This is a genomic window from Micromonospora sp. CNZ295 (genome assembly GCF_004217535.1).
The window spans coordinates 2,258,708-2,283,858 of record NZ_SHKZ01000001.1; the positions used below are offsets into that span (position 1 = coordinate 2,258,708).

The window sequence follows — 25,151 nt, forward strand, 5'->3', positions numbered from 1 at the left end:
CAGCTCGACCCAGTGGAGAGGATTCATGGAGCCTCACGGTGCCGTCCGGCGCGGCGGGCACGACCGCATGTTCGTGCTCGACGGCTTGCGCCTGATCTCTGCCCTGATGGTCGTCCTGTACCACCTGCTGCACGGTGAGGGCGTGCGCGACCGCGCCTGGGCGGCGTCGACCAAGGAACTCTTCCCTGGGCTCGCCGACGTGGCGGCGTACGGCTGGCTCGGTGTCGAGATGTTCTTTCTCATCAGCGGCTTCGTCATCTGCCTGAGCAGCTGGGGCCGCAGCGTCGGCGAGTTCGCCGTCGCCCGCGTCGTGCGGCTCTATCCCGCGTACTGGTTCGCGGTCGTGGCGACCACCGGGGTCCTCGCCCTGTTCCCGGTCTTCGCCACGCACCTGGACTGGACGCACGTTCTGGCCAACATGACGATGCTCCAGTCGCTCATGAACGTCCCCGACGTCGAGCAGGCCTACTGGACGCTCCCCGTGGAGTTGCTCTTCTACCTGCTGTTCGCCCTGGTGGTGGTGGCTCGCGGGGTGACCGTCCGGCGCGTCGTCGCCTTCTGCGTGTTGTGGACGCTGGCCTCGCTGTTCGCCCCGTTGGTCAACAACTCCGCGGTCTTCATCCTTCTCGGGCGCAATTACGCCCAGTACTTCGTCGCGGGAATCGCTTTCTATCTCATCTACCGGTTCGGGGCGAACGCCGCCCTGTGGGCCATCGTCGGGTTCTCGTGGATCATCGCGATCTCGCGCCTGTGGGCCGAGCTCGACACGTACACCACCAGCGAGTTCCTGCCCGCGGCGGCGTGCGTGACGGCCTTCTTCGTCGTCATGGCCCTGATCGCGAACGGAGTGTTCGACCGCATCCGGTGGCGGTGGCTCACCACCGCCGGCGCCCTCACCTACCCGCTGTACCTGCTGCACGAGCAGATCGGCCTGACGGTCATCGCCGCGGCCCGGCCGTACCTCCCCGCGTGGGTGCTGTTGGGAGCGACGATCGCCGGGCTGCTGCTGCTCGCATACCTCGTCCACCGGCTGGTCGAACGCCCGGCCGCCAAACGCCTGCGGCGAGCCCTCCGCCAGTCGCTCGACAGCATGCGCGCGGCGGACGCGGCGCCTGCCGTGCCCGCTCAGCGTGCGTCCGTGCCGCTCGAGTCTTTACCCACGGCCGTCGGCGGGTCGAGTGACGAGGAGGCCGTCAACGGCCGTCACGGACCAGCTGAGCAATCGTCCGTCGCGCGACGCTGAAGCCCAGCCGGTCGGGACGGACGTCGTCGTCCGGGAACAGGGAGGCGGTGGCGGCGTTCACGTGCCGGTCGTGAATGACCGGCAGGCGTCGTAGTCCGGCAGCAGCCCCGCCTCGCGTGCCTCAGCCAAGGTTGGCGCGGCCGCGTCCCGGGCCGACAGCTGCGGCGACGCCGCGGGCCAGTCGATCGCCAGCTCCGGATCGAGGGGATGCACGGCGTGCTCGCGGCCGGGGTTGTAGGTGGTGGAGCAGAGGTAGCCGAGGGTGGCGTCGTCGGTCAACGCGCAGAAGCCGTGTCCCAGGCCTTCGCTGAGGTAGAGAGCGCGCCGGTCGACGTCGTCGAGCGGGACCGCCTCCCACCGACCGAAGGTCGGTGAGCCCACCCGGACGTCCACCACCAGGTCGACGACCGCCCCGCGTACGCAGGTGACGTACTTGGCCTGGCCGGGCGGGACGTCGGCGAAGTGGATACCGCGGACCACCCCACGTGCGGAGACCGATAGGTTGCCCTGAGCGGGTCGGAACGGACGTCCCACTGCGGCGGCGAGGTGGTCGAAGCGGTACCACTCCAGGAACAGCCCACGCGGATCGCCGTGCTGCTCGGGGGTGATCTCCCAGGCTCCCTCGATGCTCAACTCGCGGATCTTCACCAGGTCACCGCCGTACCGTACTTCTCGTCCAGCAGTCCGAGCAGGTAGTCGCCGTACCCGCTCTTGATGAGTGCCTCAGCCAGCGTCCGCAGCTGCGCGTCGTCGATCAGCCCCGTCCGCCAGGCGACCTCCTCGATGCAGCCGATCTTCATGCCCTGGCGTTCCTCGATCACCCGGACGAACTCCGCGGCCTGCATCATCGACGTGAACGTACCGGTGTCCAGCCAGGCGGTGCCCCGATCCAGCACGGTCACCGACAGCTCACCGGTGGACAGGTACGCCTCGTTCACCGCAGTGATCTCCAGCTCGCCCCGTGCGCTGGGCTTGAGACCACGGGCGATCTCGACCACCCGGTTGTCGTAGAAGTACAGGCCCGGCACCGCGTACCGGGACCTCGGCTTCTCGGGCTTCTCCTCGATCGAGAGCACCCGGCCGTCGGCGTCGAACTCGACCACGCCGTACGCCGCCGGGTCGGCCACCGGGTAGGCGAAGATTCGGCCTCCGGCCGGATCGCCCTGGGCGGCGAGCTGCCGGCCCAGGCCGGCACCGTGGAAGATGTTGTCCCCCAGGATCAGTGCCACCGCCTCGTCACCGATGAAATCGGCGCCCAGCAGGAAGGCCTGCGCGATGCCCTCCGGGCGGGCCTGGGTGGCGTACTCGAGGCGCAGGCCCCACTGGCTGCCATCACCGAGCAGCCGCCGGAACTGGTCCTGGTCCTCCGGGGTGGTGAGCACCAGGATCTCCCGCACCCCGGCCATCATCAGCGTGGAGAGCGGGTAGTAGACCATCGGCTTGTCGTAGACCGGCATCAGTTGCTTGGACACTGCACGAGTGGTCGGCCAGAGTCGGGAACCGGTGCCACCCGCAAGAAGGATTCCACGCACGCGGGGAGACTACCCGCATCGGAGCGCGCCCGAGCCCCTGGTCACCCCTGCTCTCCCAGCGCCTCGCGTACACTTCTCAACCCGTGAGGATCCTCGTCACCGGCGGTGCCGGTTTCATCGGGTCGGAGTACGTGCGGATGCTCCTCGGTGTGCCCGGTGGCAGCATGGCGGGCGTGCCCGCGCTCGACCCGGCCGGCGTCACCGTGCTCGACGCTCTGACCTACTCCGGCAACCGGGTCAACCTGGCGCCGGTGTCCGATGACCCCCGGCTGCGGTTCGTGCACGGTGACATCCGCGACGCTGCCCTGGTCGACGAGGTCGTCGCCGGTCACGACGTGATCGTGCACTTCGCCGCCGAATCGCACGTCGATCGTTCCATCGCCGGCGCGGCTCCGTTCGTCACCACCAACGTACTGGGGACGCAGACCCTGCTCGACGCCGCGCTGCGGCACGGGACCTCCCGGTTCGTCCACGTCTCCACCGACGAGGTGTACGGGTCCATCGACGAGGGCTCGTGGACCGAGGAATGGCCGCTGTCGCCGAACTCGCCGTACTCGGCCTCGAAGGCCGGGTCGGACCTGCTGGCGCTCGCCTACCACCGCACCCACGGCATGGACGTGGTGGTCACCCGCTGCTCGAACAACTACGGGCCGTGCCAGTTCCCGGAGAAGATCATCCCCCTGTTCGTCACCAACCTGCTCGACGGCGGCACGGTGCCGCTGTACGGCGACGGAGGCAACATCCGGGACTGGCTGCACGTGCACGACCACTGCCGGGGCATCGCCCTGGTGCAGCTCAAGGGCCGCGCCGGCGAGGTCTACAACATCGGCGGGGGCACCGAGCTGACCAACAAGGAGCTCACCGGAAAGCTGCTAGCGGCCTGCGACGCCGGCTGGGACCGGGTCGTGCCGGTGACCGACCGGAAGGGCCACGACCGCCGGTACTCGCTGGACATCGGAAAGATCAGCGCCGAGCTCGGGTACGCCCCGAGCATCGACCTGGAGCGCGGCCTCGCCCAGACGGTGCGGTGGTACCGGGACAACCGTTCCTGGTGGGAGCCACTCAAGACCGCCTCGCCCGTCGCCGGATGAGCCGGCTGCTGGTCACCGGCGCCGCTGGAATGCTGGGGCGGGACCTGCTGACCGTCCTGGCCTCCCGCGCAGACCTGTCCGTCACGGCCACCACCCGCGCGGAGCTGGATGTCACGGACGCGGAGGCGGTGCGGGCCGCCGTCACCGGGCATGACCTCGTCATCAACACCGCCGCGTGGACCGATGTGGACGGGGCCGAGACCCAGGAGAAGGCCGCAACAGCCGTCAACGGTGCGGCCGTCGCCCACCTGGCCGCAGCCTGCGCCACGACCGGCGCCCGCATGATCCACGTCTCCACCGACTACGTCTTCCGGGGCGACGCGGTCGCGCCGTATCCGGAGGACGCACCCACCGCACCGATCAACGCGTACGGGCGCAGCAAGCTCGCCGGGGAGCAGGCCGTGACCCGGCTGCTGCCCGAGGCCGGGTACGTCGTCCGCACCGCCTGGCTGTACGGGGAACACGGGCCCAACTTCGTCGCGACGATGCTGCGGTTGGCCGACGAACGGCAGTACCTCGACGTGGTGGACGACCAGCGGGGGCAACCCACCTGGTCCTACGCCCTGGCGGAGCAGCTCGTCGCGCTGGCGGACGCCGCGCTCGCCGGCCGCGCGGCACCCGGCGTCTACCACGGCACCGCGTCCGGGGAGACCACCTGGTTCGGCCTCGCCCGCGCCGTGTTCGCCCTGCGTGGTCTCGATCCCGAACGCGTCCGCCCGACCACCAGCGACCGCTACCGTCGGCCGGCCCCACGTCCGGCATACAGCGTCCTGGCGCACGGACGCTGGACGGCGGCGGGCCTCCCGCCGTTGGGGGACTGGCGTCCGGCCCTCACCGAGGCGTTGGGCCGGCGCTGACCTATCGGCCGCTCAACGGCCTCCACCGCGGAACACCTCGGTGACCGTACGCAGCACCACCTTGACGTCCAGCCACAGCGACCAGTTCTCGATGTAGTAGTTGTCGAACCGCGCCCGGTCGGAGATCGGCGTGTCACCTCGTAGACCGCTGACCTGTGCGAGTCCGGTGAGCCCGACGGGCGCCCGGTGGCGTGCCGCGTAGTTCGGGTACTCCGCCGAGAACTTCTCGACGAAGTAGGGGCGCTCGGGGCGTGGACCGACCACGCTCATGTCGCCGCGCAGGATGTTCCACAGCTGGGGCAGTTCGTCCAGCGACGTGCGGCGCATGAACCGCCCGATCGGACCGACCCGCTTGTCGTGGGCGATCGACCAGTTCGTCTGGGACTCCTGCTCGTTCACCGGCCGCATCGACCGGAATTTGATGACGTTGAAGGGCTTGCCGTACCGGCCGATCCGTTCCTGGTGGAAGAAGATGCCGCGGCCGCCGTCGACGAACGTGGCGATGGCGCACAGCAGCAGCACCGGGCTCAGCACGGTCAGCGCGACCATGGCGAACACCACATCGGACGCCCGCTTGATGGCCCACCGCGGGCCGGAGAGCGACGTGTCGCCGATCTTGACGATCGGAATGGCACCGATGTGATCGGGGTAGCCGCCGTGGGAGCGGGAGCCCCACAGGCGCGGAACCGCCCACAGGTCGCAGTGCGAGCTGCGCGGTCGTAGCAGGGTCTCCATGAGGGCGGCCTCGGGGCAGTCCGGGTCGGCGATGACCAGGACCTCGCACTCCAGCAGCCGGATCAGGTGTTCGAGGTCGTCGAGGGTGCCGCTCAACGGAAGCGCGCCGGTGCCCTCCCGAGCCGGGACGTCGACGCACCCGACGAACCGCAGGCCGTACTGCGGGTAGCGCCGCAGCAGCCGGGCGAGTTCGAGCCCGATCGGCCCGCTGCCGATGATGATGGCGTTGTGCTCCACCCACCGGCGCTTACGTACGAGCTTGGTGAGCGACCTGCTGATCGTCCGGCCGACGATCACCAGCCCCGCCGACAGGGCCACGCCCCGCATGAACCCGCCGACGTACTCCACCGAGGAGTGCCGCTCCGCCGCGATGATCGCCACGATCGCGGCGGACGCCAGCAGCCGCCCGCCGATGCTGGGCAGTTCGTCGAGGATGCTCACGTGCCGACGGGCCCGGTAGAGCCCGCCGGCCGCGAAGATGGCCACCGTGAGGGCTGCGTTGGCCAGCGTCCCGCGCCAGTAGTTCTGGGTCAGCAGCAGCGGTGCGAGCAGCGCGGCCACGTCGATGGGCAGCGTCATCATCCAGGCGCGCACCCAGCTCGTCCGGGACGAGGCGCGGGACTTGGCGTACGGCAGGACCGCGGTGGTGTCGAGACCGGAGCTACCCGCCGGCATGGTCTCCGTCTCGCCCGTCAACGGAGCGGAGGAAGGCTCGGCCCGCAGCCCGTCAGCGGAGCCCTGCTGCCACTCGCCGTTGAACTGCGGCGCTGGCGCAGCCGGATGCGTCGTCGCCGGGTGGCTGGACATGGTGGATCCTCCCCGTGAAAGGCCCTGATGATGCGTGACGACTCATCGGGCGTCCGCAGGATATGGCCGGGCCGGGGTGACCGCCATAGCCGGGAAGTCACTTCACATTCCTACTTTGCGGCAGACAGGATCTCCGGCACCGCGTCGCGACGGACCGCGTCGTAGAAGGGCTCGACATCCTTGCTGGGGAACACGACGCTCTCGCTGCCGACCCGACCGGTGCCCTTCGTCGGGCTGGTCATGAAAGTCAGGTTCCCGCCACGCAGACCCCGCAGGTCCTTCGCCATGTCGAACAGCGACATCTTCTCGTCCACCGAAACCGCGCTCGACGTGGCCTTGATGAACGAGTTGAGCCGGCTCGGGTTCGTGACGATGCCGCCGGAGACGGCCTTGTCGAGGATCGCCTTGATCACCTGCTGCTGGTGTCGGATGCGGGCGAAGTCGCCGTCGGCGAACTGCTTGCGCTGCCGCGAGTAGTCCAGCGCCGCCTCACCGTCCAGCCGCTGCACGCCCTTCTGGAAGGTGCGCTGCGGGGGGTGGATCGAGGTGAACGTCTTCTCCACGTCGACCTCGATGCCGTCGAGCGCGTCGATGATCTCCTTGAAACCCGCGAAGTCGATGATCATGACGTGGTTGATCCGGACCTTGGTGAACGACTCCACGGTCTGCACCATGAGCGGCACGCCACCCCACGCGTACGCAGCATTGATCTTCGCGTTGCGCCCGCCGTGGCCGTCCTTCGAGCGGGGGACGTTGACCCAGGTGTCGCGCGGGACCGAGATGAGCTGTGCGCTCGACCGGTCCTTCGGGATGTGGGCCACGATGATGGTGTCGGTGCGGGATCCGCCGGTGCTCTCCGGGTCCCGGGAGTCGCTGCCCAGGATCAGGATGTTCATGGCATCCTTCGCGACCGCCTGCGGCCGGGTCTCCTCCGGCACATCGTCGAAGGCGTCCACGCGTTCGATCCCGGACTCCACCGACCGCAGGTACAGGCCACCCGCGATCATGCCGCCGCCGCCGATCAGCGCCAGCACGAGGAAGCTGATGAGCAGGACCTTCTGCCAGCGCGGGCGCCGCTTGCGGGGCTCGCCGCTCGGCTCCTGGTCCCGGTCGAAGTCGAGAATCTCGGTCTCCGGCTCCGCGTACGACTCGCGATTTGGCATGGCGTGATGCTACTGAGCCGCCCGCGCGGCCGCGTACCCCCATCCGGGCCGGGCCGGGTGGACGTCATGAATGAATGCTTTCATCCCATCGGGCCGACCGGGCCTGGTAGAACGCACCCGTGGACCGAATCAAGCTCCGGCGGGCGCTCGCCCGCACCCGGCTCGCCCCGGTCGCCACCTTCCCCAAACGCCTGCGCACCGTCGCCCGCTACGACGCGAAGGTGCTTCGGGCCTCGGCGCGCTGGCTGATCCGGTCCCGCGAACATCACAACTACACGTACGACCTGACCCCGCTCAGCCGCAACCACCTCGCCTGGTTCGTCAGCGTCGTCTGCGCGGTCCCGGTCCGGCAGGTGCGCGCGTACCTCGACGAGATCGAGTCGGACGACAACCTGCGGCAGCACCTCCAGCAGACGACCGCCGGGTCCGCGCGCCGCGGTCTCGCCGACAAGCAGATCCGGTACGCCCGCCGCATCGGGTGGTACGCCATCGTGCGCGCGACCAAGCCGAAGCACGTGGTGGAGACCGGCGTCGACAAGGGGCTCGGCAGTGTCGTGCTCGCCGCCGCACTGCTGCGCAACGGCGCCGAGGGGCACCCGGGCCGGCTCACCTCCCTGGACATCAACCCGGAGGCCGGCTACCTGGCCCGGGCGGCACCCTGGTCGCAGGTCGTCGACCTGGTCATCGGCGACTCCGTCGCCTCCATCGCGGCCCTGGACCGCCCGGTCGACCTCTTCCTGCACGACAGCGACCACCGCGCCGCGCACGAGCGGCGCGAGTTCGACGCGATCGAGCCGAAGCTCGCCCCCGGTGCCGTCCTGCTCACCGACAACGTGACGATCACCGACGTCCTCGCCCAGCACGCCGAGCGCACCCGCCGGCGGTTCCTCGCCTACCGCGAGACGCCCGCCGACCACTGGTACCCGGGGGACGGCATCGGCGTGGCATGGTAGGCCGGTGCGACTGACCTCGATCCACACGTACCCGGTCAAGGGGTGTCACCGGCTCGACCACGACGACGCCCGGGTGCTGCCCTGGGGCCTGGCCGGCGACCGGCGCTGGATGGTCGTCGACGCCGCGGGCGTCGGGATCACGCAGCGCGAGGTGGCCGGCCTCGTCGCGCTGCGCGCGGAGGCCCGCGACGGCGGCCTCGTCCTGCGCGCCGCCGGCCACCCCGACCTCGACGTCGCGGAGCCGACCGGCGGCGACCCGGTTTCCGTGCGCACCTTCCGCAGCCGGAAGATCCCCGTCCCCGCGCTGCCCGCCGGGCCGGCCGCCGACGCCTGGGCCAGCACCCTCCTCGGCCGCCCGGTCCGTCTGGTGTGGCTGGCCCGGCCGACCCGCCACATTCCCGCCGGCGAGCGGGAGCACGACCCGGGCGACCAGGTCAGCTTCGCCGACGCCTACCCGCTGCTCCTCACCAGCACCGCCTCCCTCGACACGCTCAACGGTTGGCTCGCCGACGCCGGGGAACCACCGGTGCCGATGGCGCGCTTCCGTCCCAACCTCGTCGTCGACGGCGCACCGGCCTGGGCCGAGGACGCGTGGGCCGGGCGGCCGCTGCGTGTCGGCGGCGTCCGCTTCCGCGCCGCCGGCCCGTGCGACCGGTGCGTGGTCACCACCACCGACCAGGAGACGGGGGTACGCGGCAAGGAGCCGCTGCGCACGCTCGGCCGCTACCGCAACGTGCGGCAGAAGCTCCTGTTCGGACTGCACCTCGTACCCGTCGACGGCGGCCGGGTGGCGGTCGGCGACGAGGTGCTCGTCGGGGCGTGACGCCGGTTTAGCTTTCCCTTAGCGCTCTTGTCCGGCAGCTCGCCCGTGCGGCAGCATCGACCGCCGTGACCGACGCCCGTCTCGACGACCCGTCCGGCACCGGAGGACCGGTCCGCCGGTTCCGGCGCGGCCGCTGGCTCGCCGCCGTGGGGGGCGCGGCGCTGCTCGCCGGTGCCCTCGGCCTGGCGCTCGCCCTGCGGGCCAGCGCCCCCGCCTGCGCCGCCGCCGGGCTGCCCGCGGCCGCCGCGCCACCCACGGCCGGGGTGACGAACAAGGGCAAGGCGACGTTCTACGACTCGCAGGGCGCCGGCGGCAACTGCTCCTACCCGGCGGCCCCGGCCGACCGGCTCTACGTCGCGCTCGGCCCGAGCGAGTACGCCGCCGGCGCCGCCTGCGGCGGACACCTCGACGTCACCGGGCCGAAGGGCACCGTCCGGGTGCTCGTCATGGACCAGTGCCCCGAGTGCGCCCCCGGGCACATCGACCTGTCCAAGGAGGCGTTCGCCCGGATCGCCGACCCCGTCCAGGGCATCGTCCCGGTCACCTACCGCGCGGTCGCGGACCCGCGGCTGCGCGGCCCGCTCGCCTTCCGGATGAAGGAAGGCTCGTCGCAGTGGTGGTTCGCCGTCCTGGTCGCCGACCACGGAAACCCGCTGCGCGCCGTCGAGGTACGCCAGGACGGCCGGTGGCGGGCGGCGGACCGGCAGGACTACAACTACTGGGTCATCGCCTCCGGCGCCGGCCCCGGGCCGTACACCATCCGGGTCACCGACAACCGCGGCCACCGGGTCACCGCCACCGGGATCCGGCTGGTGCCGGGCCAGGTCCAGCGCGCCGGCGTCCGGATGTACGGCGGCACCACGACGGCCCGCTCCCCGGTCCCGTCCCGCCGCCCCTCGACCCCGCCGCCGGCGACGGCCAGCGCCGCACCGACCCCGTCCGCGGTGTCCGCCACGACCGGGGATCCGGCGGTCGCTCCCGCGGCCGTCGCCTCCGCCCCGGCGCCGGGCTGCGCGGACTGACCCGCATCGCGCGTCGTCGCGCCCCGCCGACCTAGGCGCCGGTCAGGTCCAGCCACATGAGGATCTCGTCCCGGTCGTCCCCCGGGGCGACCCGGAGCGCTCCGGGCAGCCGCCCGACCTCGCGGTAGCCCAGGCGCCGGTAGAAACCGTCCAGGCCCAGCCCGTCCCGGACGGTGACCTGGAGCGCGTCGAGCCCCATCCGGCGGGCGGTCCGCTCCGCCTCGCGCATCAGGTCGAGGCCGTAGCCGTGGCCCTGCGCGGCCGGGTGGACCATCACCCGGGTCAGCACCCGGTAGTGGGTCTTCAGATGGAACCGGTTGTCCGTGAAGATCGCCATGGCGACCGGCCGCTCGCCTGCGAAGCCGAGCAGCAGCCGGTCCGGGCCGTCGGCGATCCCGGCGAGCGTCGGGTCGGCGATCGTGCGGACCTTGGCGGCGGTCACCGGCGCGACGAAGCCCACCGCACCGCCGGCGTTGCTGACGTCCGTCCAGAGCGCGACGATCTCCTCGCGCAGCTCGGGCGTCAGGTCGGGGTCGAGGACGAAGCGCAGGTTCACGCCGGCCATCCTGGCGGTCGGACCATCCCCGCTGCCCGTGATCGTGACACGCCCGACACATCTGTCGGGGCGGAGAAGTAGGGCCGGCGGGACTCGAACCCGCACTGGTGCGGACCTAAACCGCATGCCTCCTGCCAGTTGGGCTACGGCCCCAGCACCACTTACGTGGTGGTCTCCGGATCGTAGACCACCACTCAGTCCAGGCCCAGGTCGCGGCGGAGCTTGGCGACGTGGCCGGTGGCCTTGACGTTGTAGAGCGCCCGTTCGATCTTGCCGTCGGCGTCGATGACGAAGGTCGACCGGATCACCCCGGTGACCGTCTTGCCGTACAGCTGCTTCTCGCCGTACGCCCCGTACGCGGTGAGCACCGCCTTGTCCGGGTCGGAGACGAGCGGGAAGGTGATGGCGTCGCGCTCGCGGAACTTCGCCAGTTTCTCCCGCTTGTCCGGGGAGATGCCGACGACCTCGTAGCCGGCGGCCTGGAGCGAGGCGAGCGAGTCGCGGAAGTCGCAGGCCTGCTTGGTGCAGCCGGGGGTCATCGCGGCCGGGTACGCGTACAGGACGACCTTGCGGCCGCGCAGGTCGGCCAGCGAGAGCGTGTCGCCGGAGTCGGTCGGGAGGCTGAACTCGGGGGCGGGATCGCCGGGGGAGAGGCGGGCGTGCGCGGTCATGCCCCCGACACTACCGCCGCCCCACCCGCCCCGCGCCGGCCCACCGCGCCGGCGCGGACCGTCGTGATCGAGATCATCCTTCTTGCCAGTCATTGGCAACAGAGAGGTGATCCCAATAGGCTGACCCTGCCGGCGTGGACGGACCCGCCGACCGTGGGAGGTCACGTGGAAACCCTGGCGATGCACATCTCGAACGGGATCATCAACGGTCCCGTGGCCGCGGTCTTCGCGGCGATCGCGCTGGCCGCGATGACGGTCGCCGTGCTCCGCGGCCGGCAGGACCTGGACGACCGCCTGGCGCCGATGGCCGGCCTGGTCGCCGCGTTCATCTTCGCCGTGCAGATGCTGAACTTCCCGATCTTCACCGCCGGGGTCAGCGGCCACCTGCTCGGCGGCGCGCTGGCCGCGCTGCTGGTCGGCCCGTGGGTCGGCGCGCTCTGCGTGGCGGTGGTGCTGGTCGTGCAGGCGCTGGTCTTCGGCGACGGCGGTGTGGCGATGCTCGGTCTCAACATCACCAACATGGCGGTCATCGGCACCGCCGCCGCGTACCTGCTGATCGCCGCGCTGCTGCGCGTCCTGCCGCGTACGCCGGCCGGCCTCGCGGTCACCGCGTTCGTCTCCGCGCTGGTCAGCGTCGTGGTGGCGGCGATGGGCTTCGTCCTGCAGTACCAGCTCGGCGGCACCGTCGACCTCGGCGGCAACCTGGCCGGCCTGGCCGGCACGATGGCCGTCTCCCACCTGCTGATCGGCATCGGCGAGGGCCTGATCACCGCGACCACCGTGGTGACGGTCGCGAAGGTCCGGCCCGATCTGGTGTACGCGCTGCGCTCTCTCAAGCCGGCCGCGCCGGCGTCCGTCCCGGTTGTCGGAGGTGTCCGGTGAAGAAGCGGTCCTGGGGTTTCCTCGTCGGCGGGCTGCTGGTCGCCCTGCTGCTCGCCGGCGTGGTGAGCAACTTCGCGTCGTCGCACCCGGACGGGCTGGACTCGTCGCTGCGGGAGGGCTGCACGTTCGACGCCGAGGACAACATCACCGGCGGCAGCTGCCCGGCGCAGGAGGCGAAGGAGCACGAGATCGGCGGCCCGCTGGCCGACTACGGCATCTCCGGCGTCGACAACGAGTTCCTCTCCACCGGCCTCTCCGGCGTCCTGGGCGTACTGCTGACGTTCGCCGTGGCCGGCGGCGGGTTCTGGCTGGTCCGCCGCCGGGACGCGCGGGCCGCCGCGGCCGAGGCCCCGCAGCCGGCTCCGACCGGCCGGGACTCCTGACGGGTACGACGATGGGCGCCGGGCACGCCCACGTGCTCTACCAGGGGTCCGGCTCGCCGGTGCACCGGCTCCCGCCGGAGGTGAAGATCGCCGCGATGGTGGCGTTCACCCTCGCCGTGGTGGCCACCCCCCGCGAGGCGCTCTGGGCGTTCGGCGGGTACGCCGTGCTGGTCGCGGTCGTCGCCGGGGTGGCCCGGGTCGGAGCGGGTTGGCTGCTGCGCCGGTCGCTGATCGAGCTGCCGTTCGTGCTGTTCGCGTTCGCCCTGCCGTTCCTCGGCGCGGGCGAGCGGGTCGCGGTGCTCGGCCTGCGGCTGTCCGAGGACGGGCTGTACGGCGCGTGGAACATCCTGGCCAAGGGCACCCTCGGCGTCCTGGCGTCGCTGCTGCTCGCCGCGACCACGACCACCCGGGACCTGATCGTCGGGCTGGACCGGCTGCGCTGCCCGCAGGTGCTCACCCAGATCGCCACGTTCATGCTCCGCTACCTGGAGGTGCTGGTCGGGGAGGCCCGGCGGATGCGGGTGGCCCGCCTGTCCCGGGGCGACGACCCGCGTTTCGTGTGGCAGTTGCGCGGCTTCGCCGCCGGGGTCGGTGCCCTGTTCCTGCGCGCGTACGAGCGGGGGGAGCGGGTGTACCTGGCGATGCTGTCGCGGGGCTACACCGGGCGGATGCCCGTGGTGTGGCAGGGCGCGGGTGCGGCCACGGCCGGCGAGTGGCTGGTCGGGGCGGCCGTGCCGGTGCTGGCGGCCGGCGTCGCCGTCGCCGCTCTCGCCCTGACATGATCGGAGACGTGCAGCCGGAGACTCCCAGCCTCGACGTCCGTGGTGTGCGGTACGCGTACCCGGACGGGCACGTGGCGCTGCACGGCGTCGACCTGACGGTGCCGCGCGGCGACCGGGTGGCGCTGCTCGGCCCGAACGGGGCCGGGAAGACCACGCTGGTGCTGCACCTCAACGGCATCCTCACCCCGACCGAGGGGAGCGTGACCGTCGGCGGGCTGACGGTCAACCCGGACCGGGCCACCCTGGCCGAGATCCGCCGCCGGGTCGGCATCGTCTTCCAGGATCCGGACGACCAGCTCTTCCTGCCCACCGTCGCCGAGGACGTGGCGTTCGGCCCGGCCAACCTGGGGCTGCGCGGTGCCGAGCTGGCGGCCCGGGTGGACGAGGCGCTCGCCGCGGTCGGCATGGGCGAGCACCGGGACCGGGCGCCGCACCACCTGTCGTTCGGGCAGCGCCGGCGGGTGGCGGTGGCGACCGTGCTCGCCATGCGCCCGGAGATCCTGGTGCTCGACGAGCCCTCCTCCAACCTCGACCCGGCCGCCCGCCGGGAGCTGGCCGAGATCCTGCGCGGGCTGCCGGTGACCCTGTTGATGGTCACCCACGACCTGCCGTACGCGCTGGAGCTGTGCGACCGCTCGGTCATCCTGGACGCCGGCCGGATCGTAGCCGACGCCCCAACCCCGGATCTCCTGTCCGACGAGGCCCTCCTGACCCGCCACCGCCTCGAACTCCCCTACGGCTTCACCCCCCGCCCCGCCCCGCGCTGACCCCCGACACCCGTGTCGATCATGGAGTCATGGTGCCCGAGTGGAGCCCTTTTCGTTGCTTTCATCCCCCAGCACAACTCCATGATCGACGGAGGTGGGGCGGGGGGAGCGGGAGGTGGCGTGGAGGCGGAGGACGCCGGCTGCCAGGGCACCGGCTCCGGTGATCAGGGCAGCGGCCACCAGGATCCGGGCGGTCGTCGCGGGCCAGGGCACCGGGGCCACCGAGCGGGCGAACACGGCCACGTTGGCGACGCCGGCGAACAGGGCGAGGCAGGCTCCGGCGAGCGCCACCGCGAAGTCGGCCGCCGGCCGGCGGGCCAGCGCGTACCACCCGGCGGCGATCGCGCCGAGCCCGGTCAGCAGCGGCCACACCTGGCCGCCGAGCAGTCCCGCCAGCAGCGCACCGACACCGTCCGCCCCGGCGTCCAACTCGCGCCCCAGGGCGTACCCGACGGCCGCGACGCCACCCGCCATCAGCAGCACGCCGACCGCGGCCAGCGCTCGCGCGCCGGGCACCGACGCGGCCGGGAGCAGCCCCAGCGCCCCGACCGCCAGCAGGCCGAGGGTGGCGACCACCCACCAGGTGTACGCGTCCGGCGGCGGCACCCAGTCGAGCGTGCCGCGGACCTCCAGCAGCTCGTCGTCGACCCGCAGCGGCACCGTCCAGTCCCGGACCCGGTGCTCCCGGTCCGGTGCGGCCCGCACCTGCGGCGGCGGCGCGGACTCGCGCCACAGCGCCCGCTGGTCGTGCCACCGGACGGTGGTCGAGTCGTCGACCCGCCGCCAGTCCGGCGGTGCGGCCGGATCCGCCTCGGCGGGGATCCGGGTGTCCCCGGCGAGGGTGCGGTTCAGGTACGTCGCGGGGGAGCGCCGGTTCTCGTACACCCCGTCCGGGCCGACCCGCAGGTACGGCTCGCCGGAGTACCCGATCACCTCGACCGGCCGGTCCCCAATGTTGGTCAGCTCCAGTCGCGCACCGGCCTCCACCGTGCGTACCGCCAGGCCGGCCCGGGCCGGCGTGACGGCGGTGACCTCGGTGCGGTAGTCGGTGGCGTCGGGGGCGTCGGCGCCGTGCGCCGCGGCCGGCGCGGCCAGCGCGAGCGTCGCGGTGAGGGCGACGGCGAGCACCGCGCCGGAGCGGACGAGCAGGGTACGGATCAACTCGCGGCCTCCACCGCCGCCCGGATGCCCTCCGGGGAGCGGTCGGCGACCGGCTTGCCGTCGACCAGGATGGTCGGCGTGCCGGTGATGTTCGCCCGGCTGGCCTCCTCGGTGACGTGCTCGGTCCACGCCTTGTACGTGCCGTCGCGCACGCAGGAGCCGAAGCTGTCCCGGTCGAGCCCGACCTCCACCCCGATGTCGATGAGCTGGTCGTCGCTGAGCTGGGCGCCCCCCTCGGGCGGCTGCCGCTCGAACAGCACCTCGGTGAACTCGCGGAACTTCCCGCCCGCCGCGGCGCAGCCGGCGGCGGCGGACGAGCGGGTCGAGTAGTCGGTGGTGGAGAAGCGGTTGAGGTAGGCGACCGGGTGGAAGACCACCCGGGCCTTGCCCTCGTCGGCGAGCTGGTCGATGGTCTCGCCGCTGACCTGCTGGAACTGCTTGCAGGCCGGGCAGAGGTAGTCCTCGTACAGGTCGATGGTGACCGGTCCGGAGCCGAACACGATGCCGGTGCCGGCGTCGTTGGCGCCCGGCGGCGCGGTGAACTCGTCGGAGCGCTGGCTGGAGTAGACGCTCCAGCCGATGCCGCCGGCGATCAGCAGCACGACGACGGCCGCCACCGACACCCACAGCGTCCGCTTGCGCCGCCGTTCGCGGGCCAGCTGCTCGCGGACGACCCGGGCGGCGTCCTTGCGTCCCTTCCGACTACTCATCCTCGTCCTCCACGGCCGGTTCGCCCGTCAGCCAGCCGTCCACCGAGAACGGGGTGCGGGGCCAGATCAGCAGGAACCCGGCCAGCGCCAGGAATCCCAGGTCCCGGAGGATCTCCGGGAGGTAGCTCGGGGTCTGTCCCTCGGCGAGCTGGCCGCCGCTGCCGAAGCAGCCGCAGTCGATGGCCAGGCCGCGCGACCAGGCCGAGACGATGCCGGCGATGAAGACCACCAGCAGCGCCGCGGAGACCCCGGCGGTCAGTCGCGTCGCGAGCCCGAGCAGCAGGAGTACGCCGAGCGCCAGCTCGGCGAACGGCAGCGCGGCGCCGATCGCGGTCGCCACCTCGTACGGGAAGATCTGGTACGCGTTGACCGCCCGACCGGAGGCGGCCAGGTCACCGACCTTGGACGCGCCGGCGAGCAGCCACACCGCGGCCAGCCCGAGCCGGGCGGCGATGCCGAGCCAGGGGCGTACGGCGGGCCAGCGAAGGGTCCGGGTGCTCGGTGCGGTCACGCTCATTTGTCGCTCCCCGTCGGGCGGAAGTTCCCGGCCCGCGGCCGGTGTCGCGGTACCGGCGTCGCGGAGCTGCCCTCGGTCACGGCCCTACCCGGCCAGGGCCCCGTCGACCGCCTCGACCAGGTCGGCGCGGGCCCGGGCCACCCGGGACCGGATGGTGCCCACCGGCACCCCCTCGACGGCGGCGGCCTCCGCGTACGACAGGCCGAGCAGTTGGGTGAGCACGAACGCGCCGCGCCGCTCGGCGGGCAGCCGGCGCAGCAGGTCGGCGGCGCCGAGCTGGCCGGCCGGGTCCGGGTGCGGCCGGTCGGTCCACGCGTCGGCGGCGAGCCGGGCGTCGAGCCGGCGACGCCGCACCACCGTGCGCAGATGGTCGGCGCAGGCCCGGCGGGCGATGCCGAGCAGCCACGTCCGCGCCGAGGAACGGCCCACGAAGCCGGGCAGGGCCCGGAACGCCCGCAGGTACGTCTCCTGGGTCAGGTCGTCCGCGGTCTCCGGATCGACGAGCGCAGCCACGAAGCGCCACACCTCGGCCTGGGTTAGCCGGACGAACGCGGCCTGGGCGACCGGATCCCCGTCGCGGGCGGCGAGCGCCCATTCGGTGGCGCGGGCAGGCCCGTCCACACCGGCGGCCGGGCCGGCGGGTGCGGTGTCGCGCGGAGCGGGGATCACGACAAGCCAGGTTACGCCGCGCAAACTCCGGCGGGAGGGTCCTTCGTCCCTTCATGGCCTGCGCCACGTCGGGAACTTTTTCCCTGCGCCGGCCGACTACCCGCTCATGAACTGCGACGACGTCCGCGAGGCGCTGTCGGCGCGGCTGGACGGGGAGGACCCGCAGGCGACGCCGGCGGTGCTCGACGCGCACACCGACAGCTGCCCGGCGTGCCGGGCCTGGCTGGCCCGCGCCGAGCGGGTGACCCGGCTGGTCCGGGTCCGGCCGGTGGCCGTGCCGGACCTGACCGCTCCGGTCCTCGCGGCGGTCGCCGCCGACGCCGCCCGGACCGCCCCGGCGGCCGCGCGGCGGGCCCGCCGCCAGTTGCTGCGGGTGGCCGTCGCGGTGGCCGCCGTCGCCCAGCTGGCGATCGCGCTGCCGATCCTGCTGGCCGGTCTGGGCATGGCCGAGGATCCGCACCTCAGCCGCGAGATGGCCTCGTTCGACGTGGCGCTGGCCGTCGGGTTCGCGCTGGCCGCCTGGCGGCCGGAGCGCGCCCGCGCGTTCGTACCGGTGGCGCTGGTGCTCGCGCTCTGCCTGGCCGGCACCAGCGTCGTCGACATCGCCAACTCGACCACGGCCCTGGCACACGAGGTCGGTCACCTCGCCGCCGTGGTGCAGGCGGGACTGCTGTGGGCCCTGGGCCGCACGAGCGACGAGCCCGGGCGGCCGTTCCCGCCGCTGGTCGCCGCGGGGCGCGGATGAGCGCCAGCCGTCGTGGGTTTCGTGCCGGCGCGACCCGGGCTGGGCACGACCGACCGCTCTGGGCGAGCATGACCGGCATGACTGCCGCCCTCCGCCGCTGGCTCGCCCGGTTCGCCACCGCCGCCGGCCTCCTGGTCGTCCTCGTCGCCCTGCTGGTCGCCCCCGCCGGCCCCGCCAGCGCCCACGCGGTGCTGGTGAGCAGTAGCCCGGCCTCCTCCGCGGTGGTGCCGAACCCGCCCTCCGAGGTCGTCCTCACGTTCAGCGAGTCGGTGCGCAAGGTGCCGGGCAAGATCCGGGTGATCGCGCCGGACGGTTCGCGGGCCGACCGGGGCGAACCCTCCTTCGAGGGCACTGTCGTCGTCATCCCGGTCGACCCGGGCGGTGACCAGGGCACCTACCTGGTGAGCTACCGGGTGATCTCGGCCGACAGCCACCCGGTCTCGGGCGCGTTCACGTACTCGGTCGGGGCGCCGTCGACCCCGCCGGTCGACAGCGGCGACGACAGCCGCGCCGACCCGGTCGTCGCCAACGGGATCAAGATCGCCAAGTACGTCGGCTACGCCGGTCTGCTGCTCCTGGTCGGCCCGGCGCTGGTGCTCGCGGCGCTCTGGCCGCGCCGGCTGTCCCGCCGCGGTCCCGCCCGGCTGGCGTGGACGGGCCTCGGGCTGGTGGCGCTGTCCACGCTGGCGACGCTCTGGTTCCAGGTGCCCTACACCAACGGCGGGGGCGTCACCGACGTCACCGGCGAGGCCTTCAGCACGGTGCTGGGCAGCGCCTTCGGCGCCGCCCACCTGGTCCGGCTCGGACTGCTCGCGGCGGCGGCGTTCCTGCTCCGCCCGTTGCTGGCCGGGCCGGTCGGCCGGACGGATCAGGTGATCCTGGGTGTTCTCGGCGGCGCGGCGCTGCTGACCTGGCCGCTGTCCGGGCACCCGGCGGCCTCGCCGGCTCCCGCGGTCTCCGTGGTCGTCGACGCGGTGCACCTGGGCAGCATGGCGGTCTGGCTCGGCGGGCTGGTGATGCTGGTCGGCTTCCTGCTCCGCCGCGCCGACGAGCGGGAGCTGGCGGCCATCCTGCCGATCTGGTCCCGCTGGGCGGCCCTGGCGGTGTCCGCGCTGCTGCTCGCCGGGATCGTGCAGGCGCTGATCGAGGTGGCCACTCCGGCCGCCCTCGTCGACACCACCTACGGCCGACTCGTGCTCGGCAAGATCGGGCTGTTCGCGTTGGTGATCGCCGTGGCCGCGTACTCCCGGGCGCTGGTGCGCCGGCGCACCGCGGCCGGTCGGCCCACGCCGATGCGGCGGGCCGTCCTGGCCGAGCTGGCGATCACCGCGGTGGTCCTCGGCCTGACGGCCGCCCTGGTGCAGACCACCCCGGCCCGCACCGCCGCCGCCGACACCGCCGGGGCCGGCGCCGGCTACTTCTCGACCACGCTGACCAGTTCGCTGGGCTCCCTCCAGGTGGAGATGGACCCGGCGAAGCGGGGCAGCAACACGGTCCACTTCTACGCGTACACGCCGGACAACCGGCCGCAGGCGGTGCAGGAGTGGCGGGCCACCGTCGCGCTGCCGTCCGCCGGTATCGAACCCATCGAGGTGCCGCTGCTGCCGCTGACCGACAACCACGCCACCGGTGAGATCAACCTGCCGGCGTCGGGGGAGTGGCAGCTGCGCGTCACGGCCCGTACGTCCGACATCGACCAGGCCACGGTGACCGCCACCGTGCCCGTCCGTTAGGGAAAGGTTCTCCATCCATGATCCGTCTCCGGCGTACCGCAGCCGCCGCCGCGACCCTCGCCCTCGGTGCCGTCACCGCCGCCGTCTTCGGCTTCGCCGCTCCCGCGTCGGCGCACGTGAGCGTCAACCCGAAGGAGGCGACCCAGGGCGGCTACGGCCGGTTCGCCTTCCGGGTGCCGAACGAGAGCGACACGGCGTCCACCACGAAGGTGGAGGTGTTCCTGCCGGAGAACGCGCCGGTCGGCTCGGTCTCCACCATGCCGGTCCCGGGCTGGACGGTGGCGGTGGAGAAGCGCACCCTCGACCAGCCCGTCGAGGTGCACGGCAGCCAGCTCACCGAGGTCGTGTCGAAGCTGACCTGGACCGCCGGCGCGGACGCGGCGATCAAGCCGGGCACCTTCCAGGAGTTCCCGGTCTCGATGGGCCCGCTGCCCGAGGTCGACCAGATGGTCTTCAAGTCGCTGCAGACGTACTCCGACGGCAACGTCGTGCGCTGGATCGAGGAGCCGACGGCCGGCGGTGCGGAGCCGGACAGCCCGGCGCCGGTCCTCAAGCTGACCGCCGCCGCCCCGTCGGCCACCCCGGGGGCGGACTCGGCGGCCGGTGGCGAGGCCGGCGATGACGACGAGGCCGAGGACACCGGCCTGGCCGTCGGTCTCGGCATCGCCGGCCTGGTCGCCGGCCTCGGTGGCCTGGCGCTCGGTGGGCTGGCCTTCGCCCGTACCCGCCGGGAGGTCGCGCCGAAGGCGTGACGCGACGCCGCTCCTGACCGGCCCGTCGGACGTGTTCCGGCGGGCCGGCGCCTTTCCGCGGACCGGTGCCGTGGATATCCCCTGATCGGCCGGTCCGGATCGGTAAGGTCGGCCGGGTGTCCGGCTACGGAGGGGGACGAAGCCAATGCGGATGGTGCGGGTGCTCGCCGGGGCGCTGCTGCTGATCACCGGGATTCCGGCGTTGCTCGCCGGCGTCGCGCTCGGTACGGACCTGACCCTGGATCTGCGCGCCGAGGTGCGGGCGGGCTGGGCGGCCCCGGTCACCGCCGGCCTGCTGGCCGGTGGGGTGCTGCTCGTCGTGGCGGCCCTGGCCCTGCTGCTGCGGCCGGTACGCCCGCGCGAGGTGGTCTTCGTGGTGGAGCCGGACCAGGTGCCCGTCCTTGCCGGCCGGCTGGGGGTGACCTCGCTGAGCGGTCTCGGCGCCCCCGCCGAGCGGGACGGCGAGCCGGCCGTGCCGCCCGCCCGCCAACTGGTGTCGGTCGGTGCTCCGCTCGACCGGCCCCGCCCCGCGATCGGCCCGGTGCCGGCCGGCCGACCCGGCCCGCCGGGGCGTCCGGCGACCCTGGCCGACCTGCTCGATCCGCCGACCGGGGCGCCGGGTGGGCCCGCGACGCCGCGCCGAGGTGGCACGCCGCTGCGCCCGTCCGAGGTGGACCTGTCGCTCGCCTGGCCGCCCACCGCGCCACCGCGGACCGCCCCGCCGACCCCGGCGGTCTCGTCCCGGCCGGAGCCCGACCGGCCGGCGGAGGCCGCGGCACCGGTCGTCGCGCCGACGCCCCCGGTTCTCGCGCCGACGCCGCCGCCCGCCGCGCCGACGTCGCCGCCTGCCGCTCCGACGGAGGCCGCGTCGCCGCCGGTCAGGTCCGTCCGGGGGCCGGCGTCGCGGCCGGGACGCGCGGTGCGGCGAGAGCCTCCCGCCCACCGGTTGCGACCGGCCGCCCCGGTCGATCCGGCCCCCTGACCGCAGATCGTGGACAGTTTCCGTTTCGAACGAACGGAAACTGTCCAAGATCGCGCAAGGGAGCGGACGGGCGCGCGGCCCGGACGCGGACGGCCCTCCGTGCTGCCGACACGGAGGGCCGTCCGCACCGGGGGATCGGTGCTACCGAAGCATCGCTTGTGGTAGTTGAGACCAGATTAGCGCTGTAGTGGGCTACTCGGGAAGAGTGTCCGGTTGGACCCGTCCGGTGCGTACTGGCAGGGCCACCAGCAACAGCAGGCTGAGCAGCACGTACACGTTGTGGATCAGGAAGTCGCCGACCGAGTCGGTGCGCACCTGGGCTGTGCCCCATTCCTGGAACGAGACCACCCCGTACACGATGATCGCGGTCATGACGACGGCGAGCGCCAGCAGCGCTCGGCGCCGGCGCCCCGCGGTGCCCAGGGCCGCGTCCACGAGCAGCACCACCGCCGGAACGAACCAGTAGATGTGGTGTGTCCAGGTGATCGGGCTGACCAGCGCGCCGACCAGGCCGGTGAGGGTGAGGCCGGCGAGCGCGTCCCCGGCGCGGGCGGCGCGTGCCGCCCGCCACAGCCCGTAGCTGGCCACCACGGCGACCAGCGCCAGCCACAGCAACCGGTCCGGCTCCGTGGTCAGGCGGCTGAGCAACCCGAACAGTGACTGGTTGCCGATGTAGTCGGTGCGGCCGACCCGGTCGGTGGCCCACAGCTCGTGCGTCCAGAAGCGCCAGGAGTCGCGGGGCGCGAAGGCCGCCGCGAGCAGGGTCGCGCCGGCCGCGGTCGCGCTCGCCACCGCCGCCGCCCGCCACCGCCGGCAGGCCAGCAGGTAGACGATGAAGATGCCCGGGAAGAGCTTGAGCGCCGCCGCCAGCCCGACCCCCACGCCGGCCCAGCGCCCGTTGCGGGGTACGGCGAACAGCAGGTCGGCGAGGATGAGCACCACCAGCAGCATGTTGATCTGCCCGAAGGTGATCGTCTCCCGGGTGCTCTCCACCGCGAGCACCAGCAGCACCGCCACCGTCAGCGTCAACACCCGGGGCAGGTGGTGCCGGGCGATCACCGGGTCGACCAGCCAGCGGGTGGTGACCACGACCCCGAGCACGGTGAGGATCGAGAAGATCCACACGGTGGTGCCCACCTTGAACAGGGCGAACGGCCACAGCAACAGGGCGCTGAACGGCGGGTAGGTGAAGTACAGCTCGCCCTGCACCCGGTCGGGCTGGACGTAGTCGTAGAGCGGGTTGCCCGCCCGCCACCAGTCCATCGCCGACATGTAGATCTTGAGGTCGAAGAACCTGTGGTTCAGGTTGGGCAGGTAGAGCGCCGGCAGCACCGCCGCGAGCGCCAGCACACCGATGATCCGACGCACCGTACGGCCACCGTTGTCGTCCTCGGTGACGGCGGGTGCGGCGGGTTCGGCTGGCACGGGGAAACCCTAGCGGTCATCACCCGGTGCGGTGCGCGGCACGCGGGCCGCTGGGCTGCGCGTAGGCTGTGCCGGTGGCAGATCTTCTCGTCTGGATCGACTGTGAGATGACCGGCCTCGACCTCGGCCGGGACAAACTGATCGAGGTCGCCGCGCTCGTCACCGACCCGGATCTCAAGGTGCTCGGCGAGGGTGTGGACGTGGTGATCCACGCCGACGACGCGGCCCTGGACGCGATGCCGGAGATCGTGGCGACGATGCACGCCAAGTCCGGGCTGACCGACGAGGTCCGGCGCTCGACCGTCACGCTCGCCGAGGCGGAGGACCTGGTCCTCGACTACGTCACCAGCCACGTGAAGGATCCCCGCACCGCCCCGCTGTGCGGCAACTCGATCGCCACCGACCGTGGCTTCATCACCCGGGACATGCCGCGGCTGGACAACCACCTGCACTACCGGATGATCGACGTCTCGTCGATCAAGGAGCTCTGCCGGCGCTGGTACCCGCGCGTGTACTTCGGCCAGCCGCAGAAGGGCCTGGCACACCGGGCGCTGGCCGACATCCGCGAGAGCATCCGGGAACTGGAGTACTACCGGCGCACCATCTTCGTACCGCTGCCCGGGCCGGACGTGGACAGCGCCAAGGCCGTCGCCGCGCAGCTCTGACCGCGCACCCGGAACCCGCTGGACGCGGCCGGCGGAGATGGCGCTATCATTGGTCCGCACCGCCCGGGGCGACCCGGCGCGGCGGCATGGTGGCTGTAGCTCAGTTGGCAGAGCACCGGGTTGTGGTCCCGGTTGTCGTGGGTTCGATTCCCATCAGTCACCCAGGAAGTGGATCTCCTCCACGACAAGTCAGGCCCCCTCTGCCGAGGGGGCCTGACGCGTAGTCGGGGGAGGTGGGGGCTCCTCCCCGAGGGGAGGGCGCACCGACTCCCCGTTTGTCTCCATGTCTTTTTCTTTGCGGCATCGCTGCCGCGCTGGCTGGGCTTTGTCGCAAAGAAAGAGACATAAGGACAGCCATGGTCATCTACGCAACCCCCGAACTGACCGACCGGGACCGTGTCGTGCTGGGGGAGATCCACGAGATGCGCCGCGATCTGGCGGATGCGCTCCGCACTCCGCGGCGATGGACCGGTGGGCTGCGGAGAACGATGCTCGCCCGGGCGATCCTCGGATCCAACAGCATCGAAGGGTATGTAGTCGCCGAGGACGATGCCGCGGCCGCGCTTGAAGACCAGGAGCCGTTGAGCGCGGACGAGCGGACCTTCGCCGAGATCCGTGGCTACCGCCAAGCGCTGGGCTATGTCCTACAGACGGCTGCCGATCCTCACTTCCGCTTCGACACGACGGTCATTCGGAGCATGCACTACATGATGCTGTCGCATGACCTGACGAAGAGCCCCGGGCAATACCGCGCGGGTCCGATCTACGTACACGACGAGCGGACCGACCGGCGGGTGTACGAGGGTGCGGACGCCTCCGACGTGCCCGGACTGATGGAGGAGTTGGCCGAACACCTGCGGTCTGAGCAACCAGCGGACGCGCTCGTCAAGGCGGCGATGGCCCACCTGAATCTCGTAATGATCCATCCGTTCCGGGATGGAAACGGCCGGATGGCTCGTGCGTTGCAGACCCTGGTCCTGTCGCGACAAGCGATCGTCGAGCCGGCGTTCTCCAGCATCGAGGAGTGGTTGGGCAGCAACGCGGAGGACTACTACCGGGTTCTCGCCGTCACCGGTCGAGGGCGGTGGAATCCAGATGGTTCCGCCGAACTGTGGGTCGCGTTCAACCTGCGGGCCCACCACATGCAGGCGCAGACGGTAGCGCGGCGGTTCCAGGAGGCCTCCGCGATCTGGATGGAACTGGAGCGCTGGTGGCTGCTGAGAAACTTCCAGAACGGGTGACCGGGATTCTCTACGAGGCGGTTCTCGGATACCGGGTGCGACGGCCGCTCTACGTCAAACTCAGCGGGTTGGAGGAACGGACCGCCACCCGCGATCTCGCCCGCCTCTCCGACGGCGGCCTGCTAGAGGCGCGCGGCGAGAGGCGCGGTCGGCACTACGTCGCCGGCGCCTCGCTTACGGAGATCCGACGACGGATCCGTGAACACCGCGCCTCGGTCGACGACCCTTACCCGGAGATGCCGGTGGCCCTGGCCAAGGCCGCATCAGATCAGTGACGACCTGAC

At 72.4% G+C, this 25,151-nt stretch carries 27 protein-coding genes, 2 tRNA genes and 1 pseudogene; 18 read left to right on the plus strand and 12 right to left on the minus strand.

Annotated elements, in window-relative coordinates; translation table 11 throughout:
- The first annotated feature begins 25 nt into the window (after positions 1 to 25).
- On the plus strand, positions 26 to 1,243 hold the full coding sequence (locus EV376_RS10745) for an acyltransferase family protein (RefSeq protein ID WP_130322267.1): 1,218 nt from the start codon (positions 26 to 28) through the stop codon (positions 1,241 to 1,243).
- A 57-nt stretch (positions 1,244 to 1,300) separates the two neighbouring features.
- Here the strand turns inward: EV376_RS10745 and EV376_RS10750 are convergent, their stop codons facing one another.
- Together EV376_RS10750 and rfbA are read right to left on the minus strand one after the other, a co-directional pair.
- Entirely contained in the window at positions 1,301 to 1,891 is a 591-nt protein-coding gene (locus EV376_RS10750; RefSeq protein WP_130322269.1) for a dTDP-4-dehydrorhamnose 3,5-epimerase family protein, read from the minus strand.
- On the minus strand, positions 1,888 to 2,775 hold the full coding sequence (gene rfbA, locus EV376_RS10755) for a glucose-1-phosphate thymidylyltransferase RfbA (RefSeq protein WP_130322271.1): 888 nt from the start codon (positions 2,773 to 2,775) through the stop codon (positions 1,888 to 1,890). The genes EV376_RS10750 and rfbA overlap by 4 nt, the downstream gene beginning before the upstream one ends.
- An 83-nt stretch (positions 2,776 to 2,858) precedes the next feature.
- Between rfbA and rfbB the strand changes: the two genes are divergently transcribed.
- Positions 2,859 to 3,866, plus strand: coding sequence for a dTDP-glucose 4,6-dehydratase (rfbB, locus tag EV376_RS10760; protein ID WP_130322273.1), 1,008 nt, complete (start codon positions 2,859 to 2,861; stop codon positions 3,864 to 3,866).
- The gene (gene rfbD / locus EV376_RS10765; RefSeq protein WP_130322275.1) at positions 3,863 to 4,723 is read left to right on the plus strand and encodes a dTDP-4-dehydrorhamnose reductase; all 861 of its coding nucleotides are present in this window, start codon (positions 3,863 to 3,865) and stop codon (positions 4,721 to 4,723) included. The genes rfbB and rfbD overlap by 4 nt, the downstream gene beginning before the upstream one ends.
- Positions 4,724 to 4,735: 12 nt before the next feature.
- Here the strand turns inward: rfbD and EV376_RS10770 are convergent, their stop codons facing one another.
- Both EV376_RS10770 and EV376_RS10775 read right to left on the minus strand, forming a co-directional pair.
- Positions 4,736 to 6,133, minus strand: a complete 1,398-nt coding sequence (locus tag EV376_RS10770) for a sugar transferase (RefSeq protein WP_130328606.1) — start codon at positions 6,131 to 6,133, stop codon at positions 4,736 to 4,738.
- Between the two features lie 242 nt (positions 6,134 to 6,375).
- Positions 6,376 to 7,428 (minus strand): LCP family protein, encoded by a 1,053-nt coding sequence (locus EV376_RS10775; RefSeq protein ID WP_130322277.1) that lies wholly within the window; start codon positions 7,426 to 7,428, stop codon positions 6,376 to 6,378.
- 119 nt (positions 7,429 to 7,547) lie between these two features.
- Here EV376_RS10775 and EV376_RS10780 point away from each other — a divergent pair, with 119 nt between their 5' ends.
- From EV376_RS10780 to EV376_RS10790, 3 genes are all read left to right on the plus strand, one after another.
- Complete coding sequence (locus EV376_RS10780) at positions 7,548 to 8,381, plus strand: class I SAM-dependent methyltransferase (RefSeq protein ID WP_130322279.1); 834 nt, start codon at positions 7,548 to 7,550, stop codon at positions 8,379 to 8,381.
- 4 nt (positions 8,382 to 8,385) lie between these two features.
- Positions 8,386 to 9,204, plus strand: a complete 819-nt coding sequence (locus tag EV376_RS10785; protein ID WP_130322281.1) for an MOSC domain-containing protein — start codon at positions 8,386 to 8,388, stop codon at positions 9,202 to 9,204.
- Between the two features lie 65 nt (positions 9,205 to 9,269).
- Positions 9,270 to 10,226, plus strand: coding sequence for an expansin EXLX1 family cellulose-binding protein (locus EV376_RS10790; RefSeq protein ID WP_130322283.1), 957 nt, complete (start codon positions 9,270 to 9,272; stop codon positions 10,224 to 10,226).
- A gap of 31 nt (positions 10,227 to 10,257) precedes the next feature.
- Here EV376_RS10790 and EV376_RS10795 read toward each other — a convergent pair whose 3' ends face one another.
- The 3 genes from EV376_RS10795 to bcp all read right to left on the minus strand — a co-directional run bounded on the left by EV376_RS10795 (position 10,258) and on the right by bcp (position 11,453).
- On the minus strand, positions 10,258 to 10,782 hold the full coding sequence (locus EV376_RS10795; protein ID WP_130322285.1) for a GNAT family N-acetyltransferase: 525 nt from the start codon (positions 10,780 to 10,782) through the stop codon (positions 10,258 to 10,260).
- A 78-nt stretch (positions 10,783 to 10,860) separates the two neighbouring features.
- A tRNA-Leu gene (locus tag EV376_RS10800) sits at positions 10,861 to 10,935 on the minus strand.
- A 41-nt stretch (positions 10,936 to 10,976) separates the two neighbouring features.
- A complete protein-coding gene (bcp, locus tag EV376_RS10805) occupies positions 10,977 to 11,453 on the minus strand; it encodes a thioredoxin-dependent thiol peroxidase (protein ID WP_130322287.1) in 477 nt (158 codons plus the stop codon).
- 165 nt (positions 11,454 to 11,618) lie between these two features.
- Here bcp and EV376_RS10810 point away from each other — a divergent pair, with 165 nt between their 5' ends.
- Genes EV376_RS10810 through EV376_RS10825 form a run of 4 tightly spaced genes read left to right on the plus strand, consistent with a single transcriptional unit; the run spans position 11,619 to position 14,267 of the window.
- Positions 11,619 to 12,335 carry an energy-coupling factor ABC transporter permease gene (locus tag EV376_RS10810; protein ID WP_130322289.1) on the plus strand — a complete coding sequence of 239 codons (717 nt, stop codon included), beginning with the start codon at positions 11,619 to 11,621 and terminating at the stop codon, positions 12,333 to 12,335.
- On the plus strand, positions 12,332 to 12,718 hold the full coding sequence (locus EV376_RS10815; protein ID WP_130322291.1) for a PDGLE domain-containing protein: 387 nt from the start codon (positions 12,332 to 12,334) through the stop codon (positions 12,716 to 12,718). The genes EV376_RS10810 and EV376_RS10815 overlap by 4 nt, the downstream gene beginning before the upstream one ends.
- 11 nt (positions 12,719 to 12,729) lie before the next feature.
- Complete coding sequence (gene cbiQ / locus EV376_RS10820) at positions 12,730 to 13,500, plus strand: cobalt ECF transporter T component CbiQ (protein WP_130322293.1); 771 nt, start codon at positions 12,730 to 12,732, stop codon at positions 13,498 to 13,500.
- On the plus strand, positions 13,497 to 14,267 hold the full coding sequence (locus EV376_RS10825; protein WP_130322295.1) for an ABC transporter ATP-binding protein: 771 nt from the start codon (positions 13,497 to 13,499) through the stop codon (positions 14,265 to 14,267). The genes cbiQ and EV376_RS10825 overlap by 4 nt, the downstream gene beginning before the upstream one ends.
- A gap of 27 nt (positions 14,268 to 14,294) precedes the next feature.
- Here EV376_RS10825 and EV376_RS10830 read toward each other — a convergent pair whose 3' ends face one another.
- The 4 genes from EV376_RS10830 to EV376_RS10845 all read right to left on the minus strand — a co-directional run bounded on the left by EV376_RS10830 (position 14,295) and on the right by EV376_RS10845 (position 17,324).
- Positions 14,295 to 15,428 carry a hypothetical protein gene (locus EV376_RS10830; RefSeq protein WP_486482583.1) on the minus strand — a complete coding sequence of 378 codons (1,134 nt, stop codon included), beginning with the start codon at positions 15,426 to 15,428 and terminating at the stop codon, positions 14,295 to 14,297.
- A complete protein-coding gene (locus EV376_RS10835) occupies positions 15,425 to 16,138 on the minus strand; it encodes a thioredoxin domain-containing protein (RefSeq protein ID WP_130322297.1) in 714 nt (237 codons plus the stop codon). The genes EV376_RS10830 and EV376_RS10835 overlap by 4 nt, the downstream gene beginning before the upstream one ends.
- Positions 16,131 to 16,655 (minus strand): MauE/DoxX family redox-associated membrane protein, encoded by a 525-nt coding sequence (locus EV376_RS10840; RefSeq protein WP_130322299.1) that lies wholly within the window; start codon positions 16,653 to 16,655, stop codon positions 16,131 to 16,133. Before EV376_RS10840 ends, EV376_RS10835 begins: the two co-directional genes overlap by 8 nt.
- Before the next feature lie 84 nt (positions 16,656 to 16,739).
- A complete protein-coding gene (locus EV376_RS10845; protein ID WP_130322301.1) occupies positions 16,740 to 17,324 on the minus strand; it encodes a sigma-70 family RNA polymerase sigma factor in 585 nt (194 codons plus the stop codon).
- 106 nt (positions 17,325 to 17,430) lie between these two features.
- Between EV376_RS10845 and EV376_RS10850 the strand changes: the two genes are divergently transcribed.
- The 4 genes and pseudogenes from EV376_RS10850 to EV376_RS10865 form a co-directional block, all read left to right on the plus strand.
- Entirely contained in the window at positions 17,431 to 18,069 is a 639-nt protein-coding gene (locus EV376_RS10850) for a zf-HC2 domain-containing protein (protein ID WP_130322303.1), read from the plus strand.
- A gap of 68 nt (positions 18,070 to 18,137) precedes the next feature.
- Positions 18,138 to 19,802: a copper resistance protein CopC gene (locus EV376_RS10855; protein WP_130322305.1), complete on the plus strand. Its 1,665-nt coding sequence runs from the start codon at positions 18,138 to 18,140 to the stop codon at positions 19,800 to 19,802.
- Positions 19,803 to 19,819: 17 nt separating this feature from the next.
- Positions 19,820 to 20,554 carry a YcnI family protein gene (locus tag EV376_RS10860; protein ID WP_130322307.1) on the plus strand — a complete coding sequence of 245 codons (735 nt, stop codon included), beginning with the start codon at positions 19,820 to 19,822 and terminating at the stop codon, positions 20,552 to 20,554.
- A gap of 145 nt (positions 20,555 to 20,699) precedes the next feature.
- Positions 20,700 to 21,221 (plus strand): annotated as a pseudogene (locus EV376_RS10865) (hypothetical protein); the annotation flags it as partial.
- 507 nt (positions 21,222 to 21,728) lie between these two features.
- Here EV376_RS10865 and EV376_RS10870 read toward each other — a convergent pair.
- A complete protein-coding gene (locus EV376_RS10870; RefSeq protein WP_130322309.1) occupies positions 21,729 to 22,961 on the minus strand; it encodes a glycosyltransferase family 87 protein in 1,233 nt (410 codons plus the stop codon).
- A 68-nt stretch (positions 22,962 to 23,029) separates the two neighbouring features.
- Between EV376_RS10870 and orn the strand changes: the two genes are divergently transcribed.
- The 4 genes from orn (at position 23,030) to EV376_RS30810 (ending at position 25,142) form a co-directional block, all read left to right on the plus strand.
- Positions 23,030 to 23,626 carry an oligoribonuclease gene (gene orn, locus EV376_RS10875; RefSeq protein WP_130322311.1) on the plus strand — a complete coding sequence of 199 codons (597 nt, stop codon included), beginning with the start codon at positions 23,030 to 23,032 and terminating at the stop codon, positions 23,624 to 23,626.
- Positions 23,627 to 23,715: 89 nt separating this feature from the next.
- Positions 23,716 to 23,788: transfer RNA gene (locus EV376_RS10880), tRNA-His, on the plus strand.
- 194 nt (positions 23,789 to 23,982) lie between these two features.
- Complete coding sequence (locus tag EV376_RS10885; protein ID WP_486482584.1) at positions 23,983 to 24,867, plus strand: Fic family protein; 885 nt, start codon at positions 23,983 to 23,985, stop codon at positions 24,865 to 24,867.
- Positions 24,864 to 25,142, plus strand: a complete 279-nt coding sequence (locus EV376_RS30810; RefSeq protein WP_486482585.1) for a hypothetical protein — start codon at positions 24,864 to 24,866, stop codon at positions 25,140 to 25,142. The genes EV376_RS10885 and EV376_RS30810 overlap by 4 nt, the downstream gene beginning before the upstream one ends.
- Positions 25,143 to 25,151: the final 9 nt, after the last annotated feature.